19 protein-coding genes are annotated in these 18,890 nt (G+C 75.6%); 10 read left to right on the plus strand and 9 right to left on the minus strand.

The window, feature by feature from the left end; translation table 11 throughout:
• On the minus strand, positions 1–225 hold the full coding sequence (locus K6U79_03235; protein ID MCL6521369.1) for a hypothetical protein: 225 nt from the start codon (positions 223–225) through the stop codon (positions 1–3).
• Positions 226–402: 177 nt separating this feature from the next.
• Between K6U79_03235 and K6U79_03240 the strand changes: the two genes are divergently transcribed.
• The 4 genes from K6U79_03240 to K6U79_03255 all read left to right on the plus strand — a co-directional run bounded on the left by K6U79_03240 (position 403) and on the right by K6U79_03255 (position 3,893).
• On the plus strand, positions 403–858 hold the full coding sequence (locus tag K6U79_03240; GenBank protein MCL6521370.1) for an Hsp20/alpha crystallin family protein: 456 nt from the start codon (positions 403–405) through the stop codon (positions 856–858).
• A 112-nt stretch (positions 859–970) separates the two neighbouring features.
• Positions 971–1,750: a metal-dependent transcriptional regulator gene (locus tag K6U79_03245; protein ID MCL6521371.1), complete on the plus strand. Its 780-nt coding sequence runs from the start codon at positions 971–973 to the stop codon at positions 1,748–1,750.
• Positions 1,747–2,985 carry a PLP-dependent aminotransferase family protein gene (locus tag K6U79_03250; GenBank protein MCL6521372.1) on the plus strand — a complete coding sequence of 413 codons (1,239 nt, stop codon included), beginning with the start codon at positions 1,747–1,749 and terminating at the stop codon, positions 2,983–2,985. The genes K6U79_03245 and K6U79_03250 overlap by 4 nt, the downstream gene beginning before the upstream one ends.
• Positions 2,982–3,893 carry a dihydrodipicolinate synthase family protein gene (locus K6U79_03255; protein ID MCL6521373.1) on the plus strand — a complete coding sequence of 304 codons (912 nt, stop codon included), beginning with the start codon at positions 2,982–2,984 and terminating at the stop codon, positions 3,891–3,893. The genes K6U79_03250 and K6U79_03255 overlap by 4 nt, the downstream gene beginning before the upstream one ends.
• Before the next feature lie 38 nt (positions 3,894–3,931).
• Here K6U79_03255 and K6U79_03260 read toward each other — a convergent pair whose 3' ends face one another.
• Positions 3,932–5,161, minus strand: coding sequence for an amidohydrolase (locus tag K6U79_03260; protein MCL6521374.1), 1,230 nt, complete (start codon positions 5,159–5,161; stop codon positions 3,932–3,934).
• 211 nt (positions 5,162–5,372) lie between these two features.
• On the opposite strand from K6U79_03260, the gene K6U79_03265 reads away from it, so the two are divergent.
• Positions 5,373–6,992, plus strand: coding sequence for an MFS transporter (locus tag K6U79_03265; protein ID MCL6521375.1), 1,620 nt, complete (start codon positions 5,373–5,375; stop codon positions 6,990–6,992).
• A gap of 2 nt (positions 6,993–6,994) precedes the next feature.
• Complete coding sequence (locus K6U79_03270) at positions 6,995–7,804, plus strand: HAD family hydrolase (GenBank protein ID MCL6521376.1); 810 nt, start codon at positions 6,995–6,997, stop codon at positions 7,802–7,804.
• 50 nt (positions 7,805–7,854) lie between these two features.
• On the opposite strand, the gene K6U79_03275 is transcribed toward K6U79_03270, so the two are convergent.
• Genes K6U79_03275 through K6U79_03285 form a run of 3 tightly spaced genes read right to left on the minus strand, consistent with a single transcriptional unit; the run spans position 7,855 to position 11,929 of the window.
• On the minus strand, positions 7,855–9,060 hold the full coding sequence (locus K6U79_03275; GenBank protein ID MCL6521377.1) for an O-acetyl-ADP-ribose deacetylase: 1,206 nt from the start codon (positions 9,058–9,060) through the stop codon (positions 7,855–7,857).
• Positions 9,061–9,086: 26 nt separating this feature from the next.
• The gene (locus K6U79_03280) at positions 9,087–9,575 is read right to left on the minus strand and encodes an aminoacyl-tRNA deacylase (GenBank protein ID MCL6521378.1); all 489 of its coding nucleotides are present in this window, start codon (positions 9,573–9,575) and stop codon (positions 9,087–9,089) included.
• Complete coding sequence (locus tag K6U79_03285) at positions 9,572–11,929, minus strand: S9 family peptidase (GenBank protein ID MCL6521379.1); 2,358 nt, start codon at positions 11,927–11,929, stop codon at positions 9,572–9,574. The genes K6U79_03280 and K6U79_03285 overlap by 4 nt, the downstream gene beginning before the upstream one ends.
• Positions 11,930–12,161: 232 nt before the next feature.
• Between K6U79_03285 and K6U79_03290 the strand changes: the two genes are divergently transcribed.
• Complete coding sequence (locus tag K6U79_03290) at positions 12,162–12,812, plus strand: winged helix-turn-helix transcriptional regulator (GenBank protein MCL6521380.1); 651 nt, start codon at positions 12,162–12,164, stop codon at positions 12,810–12,812.
• A gap of 131 nt (positions 12,813–12,943) precedes the next feature.
• Positions 12,944–13,363, plus strand: coding sequence for a hypothetical protein (locus K6U79_03295; GenBank protein MCL6521381.1), 420 nt, complete (start codon positions 12,944–12,946; stop codon positions 13,361–13,363).
• Positions 13,364–13,458: 95 nt separating this feature from the next.
• On the opposite strand, the gene K6U79_03300 is transcribed toward K6U79_03295, so the two are convergent.
• The 3 genes from K6U79_03300 to K6U79_03310 all read right to left on the minus strand — a co-directional run bounded on the left by K6U79_03300 (position 13,459) and on the right by K6U79_03310 (position 15,912).
• The gene (locus K6U79_03300; GenBank protein ID MCL6521382.1) at positions 13,459–14,343 is read right to left on the minus strand and encodes a hypothetical protein; all 885 of its coding nucleotides are present in this window, start codon (positions 14,341–14,343) and stop codon (positions 13,459–13,461) included.
• 59 nt (positions 14,344–14,402) lie between these two features.
• Positions 14,403–15,341, minus strand: coding sequence for a pseudouridine-5'-phosphate glycosidase (locus K6U79_03305; protein ID MCL6521383.1), 939 nt, complete (start codon positions 15,339–15,341; stop codon positions 14,403–14,405).
• A gap of 94 nt (positions 15,342–15,435) precedes the next feature.
• Positions 15,436–15,912: a transcription elongation factor GreA gene (locus tag K6U79_03310; protein ID MCL6521384.1), complete on the minus strand. Its 477-nt coding sequence runs from the start codon at positions 15,910–15,912 to the stop codon at positions 15,436–15,438.
• Between the two features lie 69 nt (positions 15,913–15,981).
• On the opposite strand from K6U79_03310, the gene K6U79_03315 reads away from it, so the two are divergent.
• A complete protein-coding gene (locus K6U79_03315) occupies positions 15,982–16,974 on the plus strand; it encodes an ABC transporter ATP-binding protein (GenBank protein ID MCL6521385.1) in 993 nt (330 codons plus the stop codon).
• Positions 16,971–17,798, plus strand: a complete 828-nt coding sequence (locus K6U79_03320) for an ABC transporter permease (protein MCL6521386.1) — start codon at positions 16,971–16,973, stop codon at positions 17,796–17,798. The genes K6U79_03315 and K6U79_03320 overlap by 4 nt, the downstream gene beginning before the upstream one ends.
• A gap of 65 nt (positions 17,799–17,863) precedes the next feature.
• Here K6U79_03320 and K6U79_03325 read toward each other — a convergent pair.
• Positions 17,864–18,890, minus strand: a 1,027-nt coding sequence (locus K6U79_03325; protein ID MCL6521387.1) for a methyltransferase domain-containing protein, incomplete at its 5' end; no start/stop codon positions are given.

Here is an 18,890-nt window from a genome sequence, read left to right on the forward strand (position 1 = left end):
CTACTCGCGGACCAGCTTCCATGGACCCTGCCAGAAGCCTTGGCGATCCCAGCCGTAGGCCTGGCGGTAGACGGCGCCGCAGCGGGGACAGACCGCCTGGCGCTGGCCGTGGCCGGGGGTGGGGGGGAGCGGCTCCACGGGGAAGGCTTCCTGGCAGAGGAGACAGCGGAGCGACTCGGCCGGTCCCCGGCGGCGGCGCCAGATGCGACCCAGGAAGCCCGACACGCCTCCATCACCCCCCACTGAGCCTACCCCAGGACGGGGGCGATCCGGTTGACCCCCCGCCGGCGTCGTCGTACATCAAAGGCGGTGACGGCGGAAACCATCTTTGACCGGCGGGCTTCCGGCCGGCCGCGGGGCGCGGCGGCCGTCCCGCCCCGAGACGGGAAGGAAGGATCGCCCATGTTCGAAGATCGTCCGCTTCCCAGGCGCTGGCGGGCCCGCAGGATGTGGAGCTCCTTCGATGAGCTGGAGAGGATGCGGGACGAGCTGATGCGCCTCTTCGAGGAGCCGGCGCTGGCCTGGACGCGGCTCTGGGGCCCGCGCAGCGACGTCTACGAGAGCGGCGACGAGCTGGTGGTCAAGGTGGAGCTGCCGGGCGTCGACCCCAAGAACCTGGACGTCCGGGTCTACGAGGACCGGGTGGTGATCCGCGGCAGCAGCGAGGAGGAGACGACGGTGGAGGAGGGCCAGTTCTACCGGCGCGAACGCCGCCAGGGCAGCTTCCACCGCGTCATCCCCCTGGAGGTGGCGGTGGTGCCGGAGAAGGCGCGGGCCACCTTCCGCCACGGGCTTCTGGAGCTGCACATCCCGCGGGCGGAACGGGAGGACGACGGGCACCGGGTGCCCATCGAGTAGGTCGCCCGGCGCCGGGGGCGCAGGGCGGGCGAGCGGGGCGGCGGGGCCGGCCGGGGCCTCCGCCGCCCCGCCGTTTCGTGGCCCTGGAGGAGCGCGGCCACGCGGCGCGAAAATGGTCCGGCAAGTTTCCGGCGGCTCCGGAGCGGCGGGGAGGGACGGGGTGACCAGCGGCTCGGAGGACTACCTCAAGGCCATCTACATCCTGGAGGACGAGGGCGTCCATGTGATCGCGGCCCGTGTCGCCGACTTCCTGGGGCTCTCGGCGCCGGCGGTGAGCGAGGCGCTCCACCGGCTGGAACGCGAGGGCTTTGTCCGGGTGGGCGGCGACCGGCGCATCGAGCTGACCGAGCGCGGCCGGCGCGAAGCCGAGCGGGTCGTGCGCCGCCACCGGCTGGTGGAGCGCTGGCTGACCGACCGGCTGGGCCTGGACTGGGCGACCGCCGACGAGGAGGCGGGGGCGCTGGAGCACGCCGTCTCGCCGGTGGTGGAGGCGGCGCTCGACCGCCACCTGGGCTCGCCGGCCACCTGCCCGCACGGGAACCCCATCCCCGGCAACGCGCCGCGCGCGCGGGAGCGGGGGGCGCCCCTCAGCGAGGCGGCGCCCGGCCGGCTGCGCGTGGAACGGATCCGCGAGCGCGCGGAAGAGATCCGGCCGCTTCTGGAGTACCTTGGGGCGCTGGGGCTGGTGCCCGGCGCCGAGCTGGAGCTGCTCACCTCGGATCCCTACCAGGGCTGCGTCATCCGCCGGGGCGACCAGGTATACACGCTGACCGAGGCGACGGCGGCCGAGGTCTGGGTGGTGCCGGCGCCCGCCGGGCGGGGCGCGACGGGGCGGGCGGCCGGGACGGCGGCAGCGGACGACTCCTCGAGGGAGGCGGAGAGGCGGCGATGAGGGGTACGGGGGTGACGGGGCGCCAGGAGCGGCTGGCACGCCGCGCCCTGGCGCAGGAGCTGCCCGGCGCCGCCCTTCCGGGCGGCGAAGGGGTCTCCGGCGACCGGATCAGCCTGGGCTGGGGATACCCGGATCCGGCCACCTTCCCGGTGGCGGAGCTGGAGGCCGCCCTGCGGCAGGCGCTGGCCGCCGAACCGGACCGGCTGCTGCAGTACGGGGGAGGGAGCGCCCCGTCGCGCGCGCGGCGGGCGCTGGCGGAGCTCCTCGGCCGGCGCGGGCTGGCGGTGGAGCCGGAGGAGCTCTTCCTGACGGCGGGCAGCACGCGCGGCTTCGACGCGGTGGCGCGGCTCTTCCTCGACCCGGGCGATCCCGTCTGGGTGGAGCAGCCCGCCTACTATGGGGCGCTCCGCGTCTTCGGGTTGCACGAGGCGCGTCTCCGGGGCGTGCCCTGCGACGAGCAGGGGGTGGACGTGGAGCGGCTGGAGGAGGCGCTGAAGGAGGCGGCACCGGCGGAGCGGCCCAAGTTCCTCTATGTCGTCCCCAGCTTCCAGAATCCCACCGGCGCCCTCCTGCCGGAGGAGAGGCGCCGGCGGCTGGCGGAGCTGGCGGAGGCGTACGACTTCTACCTGGTGGAGGACGACGCCTACGCGGAGCTCTGGTTCGACGAGCCGCCCCCGCCCCGGCTGAAGGCGCTGGCGCCCGAGCGGGTGGTGCTGCTGGGCACCTTCTCCAAGCTGGTGGCGCCCGGGCTGCGCCTGGGCTGGTGCCTGCCGCCGCGCCACCTGCGCGAGGCCTACGCGCGGGTGCAGCCCGGCGGCGAGGGGGTGGCGCTGGCGGCCGCGGCGGTGGCCGGCTATCTGGAGGCGCGCGACGGGGAGGGCGTGCCGCTCTTCGAACGGCACGTGGCCGAGCTGCGCCGGCACTACGGCGCGCGGCGCGACGTCCTGGAGGCCGCGCTCGGCCGGGAGCTGGGCGGAAGGCTGCACTGGTCGCGCCCGGGCGGCGGCTTCTTCCACTGGGTGACGCTTCCGCCTGGCGTCCAGGCGGAGGCGCTCCTGGAGGCGGCGCGCCGGCACGGCGTCGACTTCGTCGCCGGGGAAGCCTTCTTCCTCGGGCGCGAGGGGGGCGACCGGGCCCGCCTCTGCTTCTCCTTCGTGCCCGCGGAGGCGCTGGAGGAGGGGGCGCGGCGGCTGCGCGCGGCGCTGGACGAGGTGGAGGGGAGGCGGGCGGGATGACGGGGAACGGGAAGGCGCCGGAGCTCCTGCCGGCCATGTTGACGCCCTTCGACGCGGCGGGACGGCCGCAGACGGGGAGGCTGCGCGCCTACGTGGACCGGCTGCTGGAGGGCGGGGCGGACGGCCTCTTCGTCGGCGGCAGCAACGGCCTCTTCCCGCTGCTGGAGCCGGGCGAGCGCGAGGAGCTGGCGCGGGCCGTGGTGGAGGCGGCCGCCGGCCGGGTGCCCGTGGTGGTCCACGCGGGCGCGGCCACCACCGCGGAGGCGGTCCGGCTGGCCCGCGCGGCGCGGGCTGCGGGCGCCTCGGCGGTGGCCGCGGTGACGCCCTACTACTATCCGTACGACGAGGAGGCGCTGCGCGACCACTTCCTGGCCGTGGGCGAGGCGGCCGACGGGCTTCCCTTCTACGTCTACAACATCCCCAGCCACGCGCGGAACGAGGTGACGCCGGCGCTCCTCCGCCGCCTGGTGGGCGAACTGCCCAACCTGGCCGGTGTCAAGGACTCCAGCCGCGACTTCGCCCACGTGCAGGCCATGCTGGCGGCGGTCAGCGAGGCGTCCCGACCGCTGGCGCTCTACGTGGGGACGGAGAGCCACCTGCTGCCCGCGCTGGCGCTGGGCGCCACGGGCGCCGTCTCGGGCGTGGCCAACGTCTTCCCCGAGGCGCTCCGCCGCGTGCTGGACGCCTGGCACGCCGGCCGCCCGGTGGAGGCGGCCGAGGCGCAGCGCAGGCTGGACCGCCTGCGGGTCCTGCTGGGCGAGGGGCCGGCCGTCTCCACGCACTACGCGGCCTTGCGCCTGCGCGGCCTCGACCTGGGCGAGCCGCGCCGCCCGCTGCGGCCGCTGGCGGCCGACGAGGGCCGGCGGCTGGAGGACCGCCTGCGCGCCGAGGGCTGGCTGGAGGGGTGAACGTCCGCGACCGTGCGCCCGCCCGGCCGCGCCGGCCTTCAGCGGCGCCGCCGGCGGCGGAGCTCCTCCCAGGCCTGGTCCACCAGGCTCGGGGTGAAGAGGAGGTCGAGCGCCGTCGCCGCCAGCAGCTTGGCGGCCGTCCGCGCCACCGCCAGCCCGCGCGGCGAGACGGCCGCCTCGGCAAAGGCGCGCGAATGGTTGGGCTGGTCGGCGGGCGCGATGGCCAGGTAGGGGTGGAGGGTCGGGAGGACGCGGCTGACGTTGCCGATGTCCGAGGAGCCGGAGCCCGCGGGATCGGGCTCGCCCAGGCGGAGGCCCAAGCGGGCGGCGTTGCGGGCGAAGAGGCCCTCCAGCACCGAGTTGGGGACGCGTTCGGCGTAGACCCGCCCCTGCTCCACCTCCAGGCGGCAGCCCGTGGCCTGGGCCGCGCCGCGGGCGCAGGCGTGGACCCGCTCCAGCAGGGGCAGGAGCGACTCCACGTCGCGCTCGCGCACGATCCAGGTGGTCTCGGCCAGGTCGGGTATGACGTTGGGCGCGTCGCCGCCGCGCGTGATGATGCCGTGCAGGCGGGCGGAGGGGGAGGTCTGCTGGCGGAGCGCGTTGACGGCGTCGTAGAAGAGGAGGACGGCGTCCAGCGCGTTGATCCCCTGCTGCGGCGCGGCGGCGGCGTGGGCGGCCCGGCCGTGGAAGCGGTAGCGCACGTCCACGCAGGCCAGGGCGTCGCTGCCCGCCACGTCCTGGGTGGCCGGGTGGAACATCATGGCCGCGTCGAAGTCGCGGAAGGCGTCCGCCTCCACGAGCAGGATCTTGCCCCCGCCCTCCTCCTCCGCGGGCGTGCCGAAGACGGCCAGACGGCCGCGGAAGCGTTCGCCCAGCGGCTCCAGCGCCCGCTTGAGGGCGACGGCGGCCGCCCAGCTGGCGGCCGAGATCAGGTTGTGCCCGCAGGCATGGCCCAGACCGGGGAGGGCGTCGTATTCGCAGAGGAGGGCGACGGCCGGCCGGGCGCGGTCGCCCGCGGGGCTCCAGTCCGCGAGGAAGGCGGTGGCCATGCCCGCCGCGCCCCGGCGCACGCGGAAGCCCGCCGCCTCCAGGCGACCCGCCAGCAGGGCGGCGGAGCGCTCCTCCCGGAAGGCGGTCTCGGCGTAAGCGTGGATGGAGCGGGCCACCTCTTCCAGCGGGGCGGCCAGCTCGTCGACCAGCCGCTCGACCTCACCCTTCAGCTGCGCCAGGGGGAGCTGCGCGTTCGCCCTCTCCGGGCCGGGCTCCATGCGGACGCCTCCTCTCGAAGATGGCGCTCCTTTCGCCGCCGGCGGGCGCCGCTCCTCTCCCGGCGGCGGGGGAGGGGGAGGCCGGGAGGCCGTGAAAAAAGAAGCCGGACGCTATAGAATGTCGCGGTCGCCGGGGAAGGGGAGCAGAGAGGGGGTGGGGGCGGCGTCCGAGGGCGTCCCGGCGGGCGGCGCCGCCGGAAGGGGCCGGAGCATGGTGACGGTGGCGGTGATGGTGGCCACCTTCCTCACCGCCATGGACATGAGCGTGGTCAACACGGCCATCCCCACCATCGTCGGCAGCCTTGGCGGGGTCGAGCTCTTCTCCTGGCTGATCTCGGCCTACCTGCTCACCTCGGCCGCCACGGTGCCGATCTACGGCAAGCTGGCCGACCTGTACGGGAGGAAGCGGGTCTTCGTCACCGCCACGCTCCTCTTTCTGGCGGGCTCGGCGCTCTCCGGGCAGGCGCACTCCATGGCGCAGCTGATCGCCTACCGCGCCCTGCAGGGCCTCGGGGCGGGCGGCGTCCAGCCCATCACCGCCACCATCATCGGGGACATCTTCTCGCTCCGAGAGCGCGCCCGCATGCAGGGCCTCTTCTCGGGCGTCTGGGGCGTCTCGGCCATCATCGGCCCCGCCGTGGGCGGCTTCCTGGTGGACGCCCTCAGCTGGCGCTGGATCTTCTACGTCAACCTGCCGCTGGGCGTCGCAGCGGTCCTGCTGGTGGCCCGCTTCCTGGAGGAGCCGTCGCGGGTACGCCGGCGGCCGCCCGTCGACGTGGCCGGCCCCGTGACGCTGGTCGCCGCGGTGGTGGCGCTCCTGCTGGCGCTGACACTCCTCGGTCAGGGGCAGGCGGCCTCCCCGGGACCGGCGGTCGCCCTGCTGGCGGCCTCCGCCGCCGCCGGCGCCGCCTTCGTCGCGGCCGAGCGGCGCGCCGCAGAGCCCATGCTGCCCTTCGACCTCTTTCGCAACCCCATCGTCCTGGTCGCCAGCCTGGTGGGGCTCCTCTCGGGCGCGGCCATGACGGGCATGACCACCTTCGTGCCCATGTTCGTGCAGGGGGTGCAGCTGGGGACGGCCGCCACCGCCGGATCGGTGGTGGCGCCCATGTCGGTGGGCTGGCCGCTGGGCTCCATCCTCTGCGGCCGGGTGGTGCTGCGGTCCGGCTACCGGCGCATGGTGGTGCTGGGCATGCTCCTCGACTTGGCGGCCAGCCTGCTGGCGCTGGGGCTCCACGCGGGAACGCCGCTCGCCTTCACCGTCGCGCTGATGGTGGTCATGGGCCTGGGGCTGGGCTTCAGCTCGACGGCACTCCTCATCGGCGTGCAGAGCTCCGTGCCCTGGGGAAGGCGCGGGGTGGCGACGGCGCTCAACCAGTTCGTGCGCAACCTGGGCTCCACCGTCGGCGTCGCCGTCCTCAGCCTCCTCCTGGACGCGCGCCTTCTCGGTCTTCTGGGGCCGCTGGCGGCGGCGGGCCGTCTCCCCGCCGCCAGTCGACCGCTGGCCGACGTCAACCTTCTCCTCGATCCCTCGCGCCGGGCGGAGCTGGGAGCGGCCTACCTGGGCGTGCTGCGAGGCGCCCTGGGCTCGGCGCTGGGCGCCGCCTTCTGGGGGATCGTGGCGGCCGGGGGGCTGGCGCTTCTCTTCGCGCTCCGGACGCCAGGCGGAGATCCGGCCGCCTACGCGGTGGCCGACGAGGAGGGCGCGCCCAGGACGCGGGGGGAGGGAGAGGAGGCGGCGGAGACGGAAGCGGAGCGGGCGGCGGGCCCCGGGCGGCCGGGGTGGGGCGAGCCGGTGGCCGAGGGCTGCGGTCCGGGAAGGGAGGGAGCCTGAAGATGGGCGAGGAGCGCCGGGAGGAGCCGCTGCGTGGCGTCATCTTCGATCTCGGCGGCACGCTGATGCGGGCGGACGGCTACTGGGAGGCCTTCCTGGAGCCCGGCCTGGCGGCCCTGGAGGGGTATGCGGCGGCGAGGCTGGACGCCGCCGCGGCGCGGGCGCTCCGCGACACCTTCGGGCGGATCTGGCGGGCGACCTGGCAGACGTACCAGCACGGCGAGCGCGAGGTGACGGCGGAGGAGCTGCTGGCCCGGGCGCTGCGCGAGGCGGGGCTGGAGCGGGTGGCCGGCTCGGCCGGCTTTTCGCCCGGCGAGGCGCTGGACGCCTTCTTCGAACCGGAGCTGCTGGGCTGGCGGCCGCTGCCCGGGGCGGTGGAGGTGCTGCGGGCGCTCCGCGCCGAGGGCCTCCACGTCGGGCTAGTCTCCAACGCCTCGCGCCACCGCTTCGTCCAGCAGGAGGTGGAGCGCCTGGGCTTCGCCCCCTACCTCGACCCGGTGGTCAGCTCGGCCGGCTTCGGGCTGCGGAAGCCGGCGCCGGCCATCTTCCAGCACGTGGCGCGCCGGTGGCGGCTCCGCCCCGGGGAGGTGGCGGTGGTGGGCGACCTGCTGCCCGCCGACGTGGAGGGCGCGCGCCGCGCCGGCATGCGCGCCGTCTGGCTGACGCAGGTGCCCAACGCCTGGAACGAGCCGTACGTGGGCCGCGTCCTGCCCGACGCCACGGCGGCCACGCTGGCCGACGTGCTCCGGCTGCTGCGCCGCTGGCGCACGGCGCCGGAGGCGGAGCGGGAGGAGGCGGCCGGCGGCGCCTGAACGCCGCCGGCGCGGGATGGCAGGCGGGCGCCCCGGCGCAGGCCTCCGCCTCAGGCGGGGCCGGAGGCGGGGGCAACGGCGGGGCCGGCGCCGACAGGAGGAAGCCAGCGCGGGAGGTCGTCGCGGGGCTGCGCCCGCCACTCCTCCTCCAGAATGGCCATCCAGACGGCGTCGTGATAGCGACCCTCGCGGAAGACGGCCTCGCGGCGGCGCCCTTCCTCGCGGAAGCCGGCGCGCAGGTACATGCGGTAGGCGCGCAGGTTGTAGGCGAAGACTTCCAGCTCGACGCGGTGCAGGTTGAGCTCGCCGAAGGCGAAGTCCAGCGTCAGACGTGTCGCCTCCAAGCCGTAGCCCTTCCCCCGCGCCGCCGGATCGCCCAGGGCGATGCCGAAGGTGGCCGAGCGGTTCTTGGGCTCGTGCAGGCGCAGGGCGACCGATCCCAGCAGCTGGCCCGAGCCGCGCAGGCGGACGGCGAAGGTGTACTCTCGGCCGGCCGCTCGGGCCTCGCGCTGGCGGCGGTACCACTCCTCCTCGTCCTCCTCGTTGTTCGGCAGGAGCGGGCCGGGGTAGAGGAGCGCCAGCAGCTCCGGCTCCCGGAACCAGCGGGCGAAGAGCGGCAGGTCCTCGCGCCGGACGGCGTCCAGTTCGACGCGCACGGCTTCAGGCACCCCCTCGGGCAAGATCTCGTCCAGCGCCGCCTGGTAGACGGCGGCGTCGGCGTCGCTGAAGAGGACGAGGCGCACCTCCTCGACGGCGGGAAGCCCGCGGCCGGCCGCCTCGCGCAGGTCCTCCACCAGCGCGCGCAGCGCGACGCGCGCCGCCTCGGCCACGGGGTAGCCGTAGGCGCCCGTGCTGATGGAGGGGAAGGCGACGCTCCGGTCGCCCGCCTCGCGCGCGCGGGCGAGTGCCTGGCGATAGGCGCTGCTTAGCGTCGCCGCCTCGCCGCGGCCGCCTCCATGCCAGACGGGGCCGACGGCGTGGATCACGTGGCGCGCCGCCAGGCGGCCCGCGGTGGTGACCACCGCCTGGCCTGGCGGGCAGCCTCCCAGCTCGTCGTGGAGGCGGCGGCACTCGGCGTCCAGCTCGGGCCCCGCCGCGCGGTGGATGGCGCCGTCGACGCCGCCCCCGCCGAGGAGGCTCGGGTTGGCGGCGTTGACGACGGCGTCGACATGCTCGCGCGTGATGTCGCCCCGGACCAGGCTGAGCCGGCTGGCCGTGCCCGGCACGGGGCGGCGGACGAGGAGCCGGTTCTCCATCGGGCTCTCCACCCCCTTCGGTCGCCTCACTCCACCAGGTCGGCCACCGTCGCCCCCGTCAGCCGGACGAGGTCGCGCGGGTCGAGGAGGAGCTGGAGGCCGCGGGCGCCCGCGCTGACCATGATCCGCCCGTAGAGAAGCGCCCGCTCGTCGACGAGGAGGGGGAGCGGGCGCCTGGAGCCGAGCGGCGAGCAGGCGCCGCGCACGTAGCCCGTCAGCCGCCGGAGGTCGGCCTCGGGCGCCATCTCCGCCCGTTTCAAGCCGAGCAGCCGCGCCGCCTTCTTCAGCGAGAGGCGGGCGTCCCCCGGCAGGCAGGCGAGGAAGTACGCCCCGCCGCGCCCGCCCGGCTCGGGTACGGCGCGCGCCAGCAGGGTCTTGAAGGTCTGCTCCAGCGGCCAGCCCACCTTGGCCGCCGCCTCTCCGGCCGTCCGCTCCACCTGCTCGAAGGCGCGCAGCTCGTAGGTGACGCCGGCCCGCTCCAGCACTTCCAGGGCGGCCGTACGCACGCCGCTCACCGCCCGCCGCCGGCCCCGGCCCGGCCGGCCTCCGCCTCGCCTGTCTCGGGCAGGCGGCGGTCCTCCTCGGGCACGCGCTGGCCGCCCCACCGCTCCAGCCAGAGGGCGGCCCGCCTGAGTCGGTCGACGGCGCGGCGCGGTCGCGAGACGGCGTGGTGCTCGCCGGGCCAGACGACCAGCTCCGCGGGCAGGCCGCGCTTCCTGAGCGCCACGTACATCATCTCCGCCTGATCCAGCGGGCAGCGCCAGTCCTCCTGCCCGGCCATGATCAGAACCGGCGTGCGGATGGAGGCGACGGCCTGCGCCGGCGCGATGCGCCGGTAGCCCTCGGGGTTCTGCCAGGGGACGCCCAGGTCGTCCTGCCACCAGAGGTGCGAGTCATCGGTGCCGAAGGCGGCCGCGTACTCCCACATGCCGTGCTCGGAGACGGCGGCCCGGAAGCGGTCGGTGTGGCCGATGGCCCAGTTGGTCATGATCCCTCCCTGGGAGAAGCCGGTGACGAAGAGGCGCTCCGGGTCCGCCCAGCCGCGCCGGACCAGCTCCTCCACGCCGCACATGACGTCGTCGTGCTCGCGCGGCCCCCAGTCGCCGCGGATCACCTCGCAGAAGCGCTCGCCGTAGCCGGTGGAGCCCCGGTAGTTGACCTGCAGCACCAGGTAGCCCAGCCCCGCCCACCACTGGACGTCGAAGCGGAAGGCCGGCTGGTCGTAAGCCATGGGGCCGCCGTGAATGACCACCAGCAGGGGACGCGCGCCCCGGGCGGGCTCCCACCCGGGAGGAAGCGTCACCAGCCCTTCCACCTCCCAGCCGTCCCCGTCGCGGAAGGCGATGCGCTCCATGCGCGCCGCCTCGCACTCGGCAAGGAGCTCCGCCTGCGGGCGGAAGAGCGGGATCCAGGCCGTCTCCTCCGGCCGCTCAGCCGCCTCCAGCGGCCCGCTGACCACCTCTTGCCCGCCCTGGGGGCTGTCCAGGAGGAGCAGAAGGCGGCCGGCCGCCGCCTGCGCCTGCAAGAGCGTCCGGTCACGCCGGAAGGGCAGGAGGAGCTCGGCCGCCGGCGCCCCCTCTTCGCGGGCCGCCTCCGGCGCCCGGCCGGCGACGCCGGAGGGCTCGGCCGCCAGCGCGGGCGCCGTCTCCAGACGGAGGCGCGCCAGCCGCCGCTGGCCGCGGTCGGCCACCGTGGCCAAGAGGATGCCCCCGTCCAGCCAGAGGGGCGGCCCCTCCACCGGCCGGTCCAGCCCGGCCGTCAGGAGGCGCGCGGGCGTCCGCTCCAGCGGCTCGGGGTAGCGCCGCGCGTTCCGGACCCGCTCCTCCTCCGGGAGCGCGCCCGGGCCGGCGAGCGCCGCCGGCGGCAGGTCGGGGACGACGCCCCCGATGCTCCGCCAGCCCTTGCCGACGTGGCCGGCCAGGTCCTCGACCGGGCGCGCCTCCTCCACCGGGACCGCCAGCAGGTGGCTCAGCTTGTAGACGTTCTCGGGCTCGAGCGGGGAGACGAAGGCCACCCAGCGCCCGTCGGGCGAGAAGCGGGGCCAGCGGGCGTCCACGTCGCCGAGGGTGAGCCGCCTGGCCTCGCCGCCGTCGACGGCCACCATCCAGAGGTCGTTGCGCCGGTTGTTGTCGGGATCCCCGGTCCGGTTGGAGACGAAGGCGACCCAACGGCCGTCCGGCGAGAAGCAGGGCTGGCGCTCGTCGGAGGGCCCGGAGGTGAGGCGGCGGACCCGGCGCGTGGCCAGGTCCAGCAGGAACAGATGCGTGCGCACGTCGTCCAGGAAGCCCTGCCCGTCGAACTTGTGCTGCACGCGGTCGATGACCACCGGCCCGCGGCCCTCCCGCAGCGCCGCCAGGTAGCGGCGCTCCTCCTCGGAGGGGTCGCGTGCGGCGAAGGCCAGCGTCCGGCCGTCGGGCGACCAGGCGAACTCGGCCACGCCCTCCGGCCGGTCGGTCAACTGGCGCGGCTCGCCCCCCAGGCGCAGGTCCAGGCACCAGATCTGCGCTCTGGCCTCGCCCCGCCGGCCCTTCCCCGGTGGCGAGCCGGCATCGGCCGCCGGCCGCTCGTCACCCTCCCCGGACGGACGCGCGTCGGCAACCTCCACCTCGTCCGCGCGCGAGGAGAGAAAGGCGAGATACCGCCCGTCGGGCGACCAGGCGGGGGCGCGGTCGTGCGTGGCGCCGCGGGTGAGACGATGGGGCGGCTGGGAGCCGTCCGTCGCCAGCAGCCAGAGGCTCTGCTGGTGCTCGTCGGGGCGCCGCCGGGCGTAGCGGACGACCACGGCCGCCAGCCGCCCGTCGGGTGACAGGGCCGTCTCCAGCACGCTGCGGTGCAGGTAGTAGTCCTCGAGGCGCAGGCGCCTGCCCATGCTCCACCATCCTTTCGCGCCGGCCCCGGCAGGGGCGGCGCCGACCTCTGGAAGGTTCCGCGCGCGGGCGGCGGCCCCTTCCCGGCGGCTCCGTCCGGCGGCCGGCCCCGGGCGGGGCGGCGGGGCGGCGGGGCGACGGCGGGTCGCGCGCAAGGGTGATGGTCAGCCGGCGGGCCAAGAGGGTAATCTCAACAAAAGAGCTTCCCGCCCGCCAGGACGGGGGGTGGAGGGGGTGGCCGGCACGGAGGGGACGCGATCGACGCGGGCGGAGATCCTCGGCCTTCTCCAGCAGCATCCGGGCGCCACGGTGGCGGAGCTGAGCACGCAGCTGGGGATCACGGCCATGGCGGTCCGCCAGCACCTGGCCATCCTGGAGCGGGACGGCCTGGTCCGCGTCGGCCGCCGGCGCGGCGGCGCGGGGCGGCCGGCGCACGTCTACTTCCTGACCGAGGCGGGGCAGGAGACCTTCGGCCAGGCCTATGACGCCTTCGCCCTGGAGTTCCTGCGCGCGGCCGAGCGCGTCGGCGGACGGGAACTGGTCGACCGGCTCTTCGCCGAGCGCGCGGGCGAGATGGGGGCGCTGCTGGCGCGCCGCCTGGGCGAGGAGCAGGGGGCGGGCCGGCTCCGCAAGCTGATCGAGGCGGAGCGGGAGGGCGGCTACCGGGGCGAGCTGCGCAGCGAGGGCGAGAAGTTCGACTTCCTGCAGTACAACTGCCCCATTGCCAGGGTGGCCGCCCGCTACCCGGAGGCCTGCGCCCACGACCACGCCCTTTACGAGCGGCTGCTGGGGGTGCGACTGGAGCGGACCGGCTGCGCGGCGGTGGACGACGGTCCCTGCGTCTACAGCGGCCGCTGGGGATCGGGCCGGCAGGGCGCTTCCTGAGCGGCGTTATGCCGGTTTGACAATACGCAATAGCCCAAAGTGGTGATAGTCGCGACCGCCTCCGCAGTGCAGACTGCCATCGTGGGGTAGCCTGCCCCGCCTATCCAGGTTCTAGGAGGGTTCGGGCTTCGATGCGTGCTGCGTGGAGGCAGGGATGGCGGCCGCTCCTGGCCGCATGGGCCGTCGTAGCCGCCCTGGCGCTGGTGGCCGCCGCCTGCGGCGGCGGCTCGGCCGGGGCCGGCGGCGGCTCCAACACGGCCCAGGTCTCGTTGCAGGAGTACAAGATCGTCATCAACGGCACGGCGCTGACCAAGGGCAGCTCGATGCAGATGAAGCCGGGCCAGGTCACCTTCAAGGTGACCAACGACGGCACCATGGCGCACGACTTCGCCATCCAGGGGCCGGGCGTCGACCAGAGCAACCCGCAGGCGCTCCAGCCGAAGCAGTCTACCAGCGTCACCGTCACGCTGCAGAAGGGGACCTACCAGGTCTGGTGCACGCAGCCGGGACACAAGGACCTGGGTATGTACGGCCAGATCGAGGTCCAGTAAAAGGCTTCCATCGTCCCGCCTCCGCCTGCACCCGCGCGGGCGCCGGCGCCGGGACGGAACGGGAGGGAGCCCGGTCGGGGCGAGGCGCCGGAGGCTCACCCCGGCCGGGCTCCCACCGTCTGCACCGCCTTGGCCGCCAGGGCCAGCGCCGCATCCAGCGACTCCGCGGGCGTCGCGCCGTGCAGGCGGGCGGCCAGCCAGCCGGCGGCGAAGGCGTCGCCGGCGCCCGTGGTGTCCAGGACGTCGGCCGGCGCGGCCGGAGCCCGCAGAAGCCGCCCGTCGGCCGAGGCCCAGACGGCGCCGGCGGCGCCCAGCTTGACCAGCGCCTCCCCGTAGCGGGCGGCCAGCGCCCGCGCCGCTGCCTCGGGCGTCGGCGCCTCCGGGCGGAGGACGGCTGCCTCGGCCTCGTTGGCGAAGAGGAGGCCCGCACCGCCCGTCCAGGCGAACCAGGCGGGAGCGCCCGCCGCCGCCAGCAGGGGGGCCGAGGCGGCGTCGACGCTGATGCTCATGCCCCGTGCGCGGGCGCGGCGGATGGCCTCCCGGCCGGCGGCGCGCGGGCCCGGATCGAGCAGCACGTAACCGGAGAGGTGGAGGTGGCCACCGGGCGCGAAGAGCTCCGCGGGCAGGTCGGAAGGCTGGAGAGCCAAGCCGGCGCCGCGGTCGGTCAGCATCGTGCGTTCGCCGCCGGGTTCCACCAGGACCACGATCAGGCCGGTGGGCCTGCCCCGATCCCTGGCCAGGTGGGTGTGGACCCCCAGCCGGCGCAGCTCGCGCTCCTGGAAGCGCGCCCAGGGGTCGCTGCCGACGCGGCCGGCGAAGTGGACCTCCAGCGGCCGGCCCGAGCGGGCCAGCCAGGCTGCGGTGTTGGCCGCGGAGCCGCCCGCCCGCGGCTCGATGCGCGCCGGGGTGTCACCGCCGCGGGCGACGGGTCCCGCCAGCCGTACGACCAGGTCGGTGGCCGCGTCGCCGACGCAAAGGATGACGGGCCGGTGCCGCCGCCTCCGTGCTCCCGCCGCCTGGGCAGGGTGCCCGGGACGGCTCACGGCCGGGGCCGCTGCCGCGCCCGCTCGGCCCAGGCGCGCGCGATGCGGGCGGCCAGGCGCGCGTTGTGCAGCACGATACGGCGGTTGACACGCAGGCTCTCGCCGCCGGTGGCCTGGTGGAAGCGTTCCAGGAGGAAGGGCGTGACCCCCTTCCCGCGGATCCCGCGACGTTCCAACTCGGCCAGCGCCTCGCGCAGGACGCGGTCGTGGAGCGCCGGGTCGAGCTGCTCCTCCTCCGGCACCGGGTTGGCGACGAGCAGCGCCGACTCGCAGGCCAGCTCCGTCTGCGCCGCCATAATGGCCGCCACCTGCCCCTCCTCCTCCACGCTCCAGTCGAGCGCGAGGCCGCTGTCGCGGACGTAGAAGCCCGGAAACCGCCGCGTCCGCCAGCCCACCACGGCGACGCCCAGCGTCTCCAGGCGTTCCAGCGTGGCGGCCACGTCCAGGATCGATTTGACGCCGGCCGCCACCACGGTCACCGGTGTCCGCGCCAGGGTGACCAGGTCGTTGGACTCGTCCCAGCTCTCGCGCGCGTCGCGGTGGACGCCGCCCAGGCCACCGGTGGCCATCAGCCGGATGCCCGCCTTGGCGGCCAGCCAGGCGGTGCTGGCGACGGTGGTGGCGCCGTCGCTGCCCAGCGCGGCGGCGACGGGCAGGTCGCGTACGCCCAGCTTGGGCACGTCGGAACGGCCGACGCGCTCCAGCTCCGCGGCGTCGAGGCCGACCGTGGGAAGGCCGGCGACGACGCCGACGGTGGCCGGGACGGCACCCTCGCGGCGGACCGCTTGCTCCACCTCGCGGGCGACCTCCAGGTTGTCCGGATACGGTAGGCCGTGGGCGATCAGGGTCGATTCGAGCGCCACCACCGGGCGCCCGCGCCGCAGGGCTTCCTCCACCTCGGGGGCGACGTGGACGACCCGGTTGGTCGGTTGCATCGCGCGGTTCACCTCCGGCCGCCTCCTTGCCGGGGCGGCGAATTCCGCCCTAGCCTATCATCGCCACGCGGAGGCGGGCCGGCGGTCGGGTGGATCAGGCGGAGGAGCGGGACGACTCGATGGCCAGGACCTCGAAGCGGACGATCTCCCCGCCGGGGAGGCGCGCCTCGGCCACCTCGCCGGGGCGGCGGCCGAGGAGGGCGCGGCCGACGGGCGAGTCGGCGGAGACCAGCTCCTCCACGGGGCCCGTCTCGGAGGCGCCCACGACCCGGAAACGAAGATGTTCGCCGGTGGTGAGGTCGCGGACCTCGACGCGCGAGCCGAGGCCGACCGTCCCCTCGGGGGCGGCGGTCACCACCTCCGCCGCCTGTAGGAAGGCCTCCAGCTCGGCGATGCGGCGCTCGAGGCGGTCGTGTTCGGCCAGGGCCTGCTGGTAGTCCTCGTTGTTGACCAGATCGCCGAGCTGTCGGGCGGCGCGCAGGGCGTCGGCCACCTGTCGGCGGCCGGCGGTCTTCAGGCGGTGCAGCTCCTCCTGGAGCTGCTGCAGACCCTCGGGCGTGATCCGGGGCATTCGATCACCGCGGTTAAATTTCAGGGGGTGCGCCGGCGCTCCTGCCGGCCCCCGAGGGGGGACGAGCCGATCGAGGAGGCAGAGGTCCGGGGCTCCTGGCGGAACGGGGAGAGGGCCGGCCCCGCGGTGGAGGCGCGGGGGCTGGTCAAGCGCTATGGCGAGCTGACGGCGGTGGCGGGCGTCGATTTCCGGGTGGAGCGGGGGGAGTGCTTCGGCTTCCTGGGGCCCAACGGGGCGGGGAAGAGCACCACGATTCGCATGATCACCTGCCGCGTCCCGCCGAGCCGGGGCGAACTGCGCGTGCTCGGCCTGGACGTGCGCGGCCCGCTCCGGCCCATCAAGGCGCGCATGGGCGTGGTCAGCCAGGAAGACAACCTGGACCAGGGGCTGACTTCGCTGGAGAACCTGGTCCTGCACGGCCTCTACTACGGCTTGCGGCGCGCCGAGGCGGAGCGGCGGGCGTGGCGGCTGCTGGACTTCATGTCGCTGGGCGAGAAGGCGGCCGTCCGGCCGCAGCACCTCTCCGGCGGGCAGCGGCGGCGCCTGGCCATCGCCCGCGCCCTGGTCAACGAGCCGGAGCTGCTGGTGCTGGACGAGCCCACCACCGGCCTCGATCCGCAGGCGCGGGTGCTGGTCTGGGAGCGGCTGGCGGAGCTGCGTGACCGCGGCGTCACCATCGTCCTCACCACCCATTACATGGAGGAAGCCCGCCGGCTCTCCGACCGCCTGGTGCTCATGGACCACGGGCGGATCATCGCCCGCGGCCGCCCCGAGGCGCTGGTGCGGCGGGAGCTGGGCGGCGAGGTGGTGGAGCTGGACGAGCCGCTCGCCGGAGGCGACGGCCTGGGCGGCCGGCTGGGCGGCTTCGCGCGCCGCCACCCGCAGCTGGTGCGCCGGCTGGAACGGACGCGGAGCGGCTGGCAGCTCTTCACCCCGGCGGGCGAGGAGCTGCTGCGTGCGCTGACCGAGGAGGGTTTGCGGACGCGCCACTACCGCCTGCGGGAGGCCGATCTGGAGGATCTCTTCCTGGCCATGACGGGGAGGGAGCTGGAGGAGGAATGAGCGGCGAGACCGGACGGGGACGCGAAGAGTGGCCGCGCCTGGGCGACTGGGCCTGGCCGCGCCCGACACGGGGGGCGCTGACGGTCTGGCTGCGCGACTGGACGGCATGGAGGAAGTTCTACGTCTCCAGCCTGCTGGCGCATTTCGGCGAGCCGGTGCTCAGCCTGCTGGCGCTGGGGCTGGGACTCGGCCTCTACGTCACCCGCATCCAGGGGATGAGCTTCGTCGAGTTCATGGGCCCGGGCCTGGTCGCCTCGACGGCCATGAACGCCGTCTCCTTCGACCTGGTCTGGGGCGGCTACGACCGCCTCCACTGGACGCGCGCCTACGACGCCATGATGGCCTCGCCGCTGGCGCCGGAGGAGATCACGGCCGGCGAGCTCCTCTGGCAGGCGACGCGGGCGGTCCTCTACGGCGGCTTCTTTCTGCTGGTCCTGGCCGCCTTCGGCCTGGTCCGCTCCTGGTGGGCGCTGGCCGTCCTGCCGGTCCTGGCGCTGACCGGCGTCATCTTCGGCGGGCCGGCGCTGGCGGTGGCCTCGCTGGCGCGCGCGGAGGAGCAGCTCTCCTACTACTTCAGCCTGGTGGTCCAACCCATGTTCCTCTTCTCGGGCATCTTCTTCCCCGTCGAGCGGTTGGGGCCGGTGGTGCGGACGGCGGCCGAGTTCCTGCCGCTCTACCACGTGGTCCGCCTCTGCCGCGCGCTGGTGACCGGCCGATGGACGCCGGAGCTGGCGCCCAGCCTTCTGGCCCTGGCGGCCTTCGCCCTCCTGGCGGCGCTCCTGCCCGTCGGCTTCTTCCGCAAGGCGCTGGAGCGGATCGCCTGAACGGTGCCGCCCGACCCCGCCCGACACCCGGCCCCGGGGGCTCGCGCGCGGCGTGTCGCGGCGCCTCAGCCGGCTCCGCCTGCCCCGGCGGGGCGGAGGAGCGCCACCGTCTCCACGTGGGGCGTCTGGGGGAAGAGGTCGACCGGGCGGGCGACGTCCAGCTCCCAGCCCAGCGGCAGGAGGACCGCCAGATCCTCCGCCAGCGCCACCGGGTTGCAGGAGACGTAGAGGACGCGCCGCGGGCGGAGCGCCGCGATGCGTTCCATCACCCTGCGGCCCGCTCCCGAGCGGGGCGGGTCGAGGAGCACCAGGTCGGGGTGCCAGCCGGCGGGCAGCGGCGCCTCGCCCAGCACGGCCGACCAGGGGCGCTCGCCGCTCAACCCGGCCAGGAAGCTCCGTACCTTGGCGGCCACCCAGCGCGCGTTGGCCACGCCGTTGGCGCGGGCGGCGGCACGACCCGCCTCTACGGAGGCCTCCACCACCTCCACGCCCACCGCCTCGCCGTCCGGACCGACCGCGCGCGCCAGCGGCAGGGTGAAGGTGCCCATGCCGGCGAAGAGGTCGAGCACCCGCTCGCCTGGCGCCGGCGCGGCCAGCTCCAGGGCCGCCTCCAGCAGCCGTTCCGCCTGGGCCGTGTGGGTCTGGAAGAAGCTCTGCGGGGCCAGGGCGAAGCGGAAGCCGCCCAGCCGTTCCTCGACGGCGGCGACGCCCCGCACGAGCCGGGGTGCCCCGGCGAAGTGGAGCGCGTCGCCGGGCTCCTCATCCTCCACCCACTGCAAGGAAGCGAAGCCCTCCACGGCCGCCAGCCGCTCGCCCAGCCGCTCCAGCGCCCCCCGCCAGCGCTCCTCCCCGCCCTCCAGCGCCGCCGGAGAGGTGGTGGCCAACACCGCCATCCAGCGGCCGCCGGCCTCGGAGGCGCGGAGGAGCAGGTGGCGGAGGAATCCCCGGTTGGCTTCCTTGTCGTAGCCCGGCAGCGCCTCGGCCTCGGCCCAGCGGGCGACGGCGCCCAGCGCCTCCTGGATGGGGGGGAGCGCGATGGGGCAGCGCTCCAGCGGCAGCACCTCGCGCCAACGGCCGCGCCGGTGGAGGCCG

The organism is Bacillota bacterium, from assembly GCA_023511835.1.
Lineage (GTDB): Bacteria > Bacillota > Sulfobacillia > JAIMAT01 > JAIMAT01 > JAIMAT01.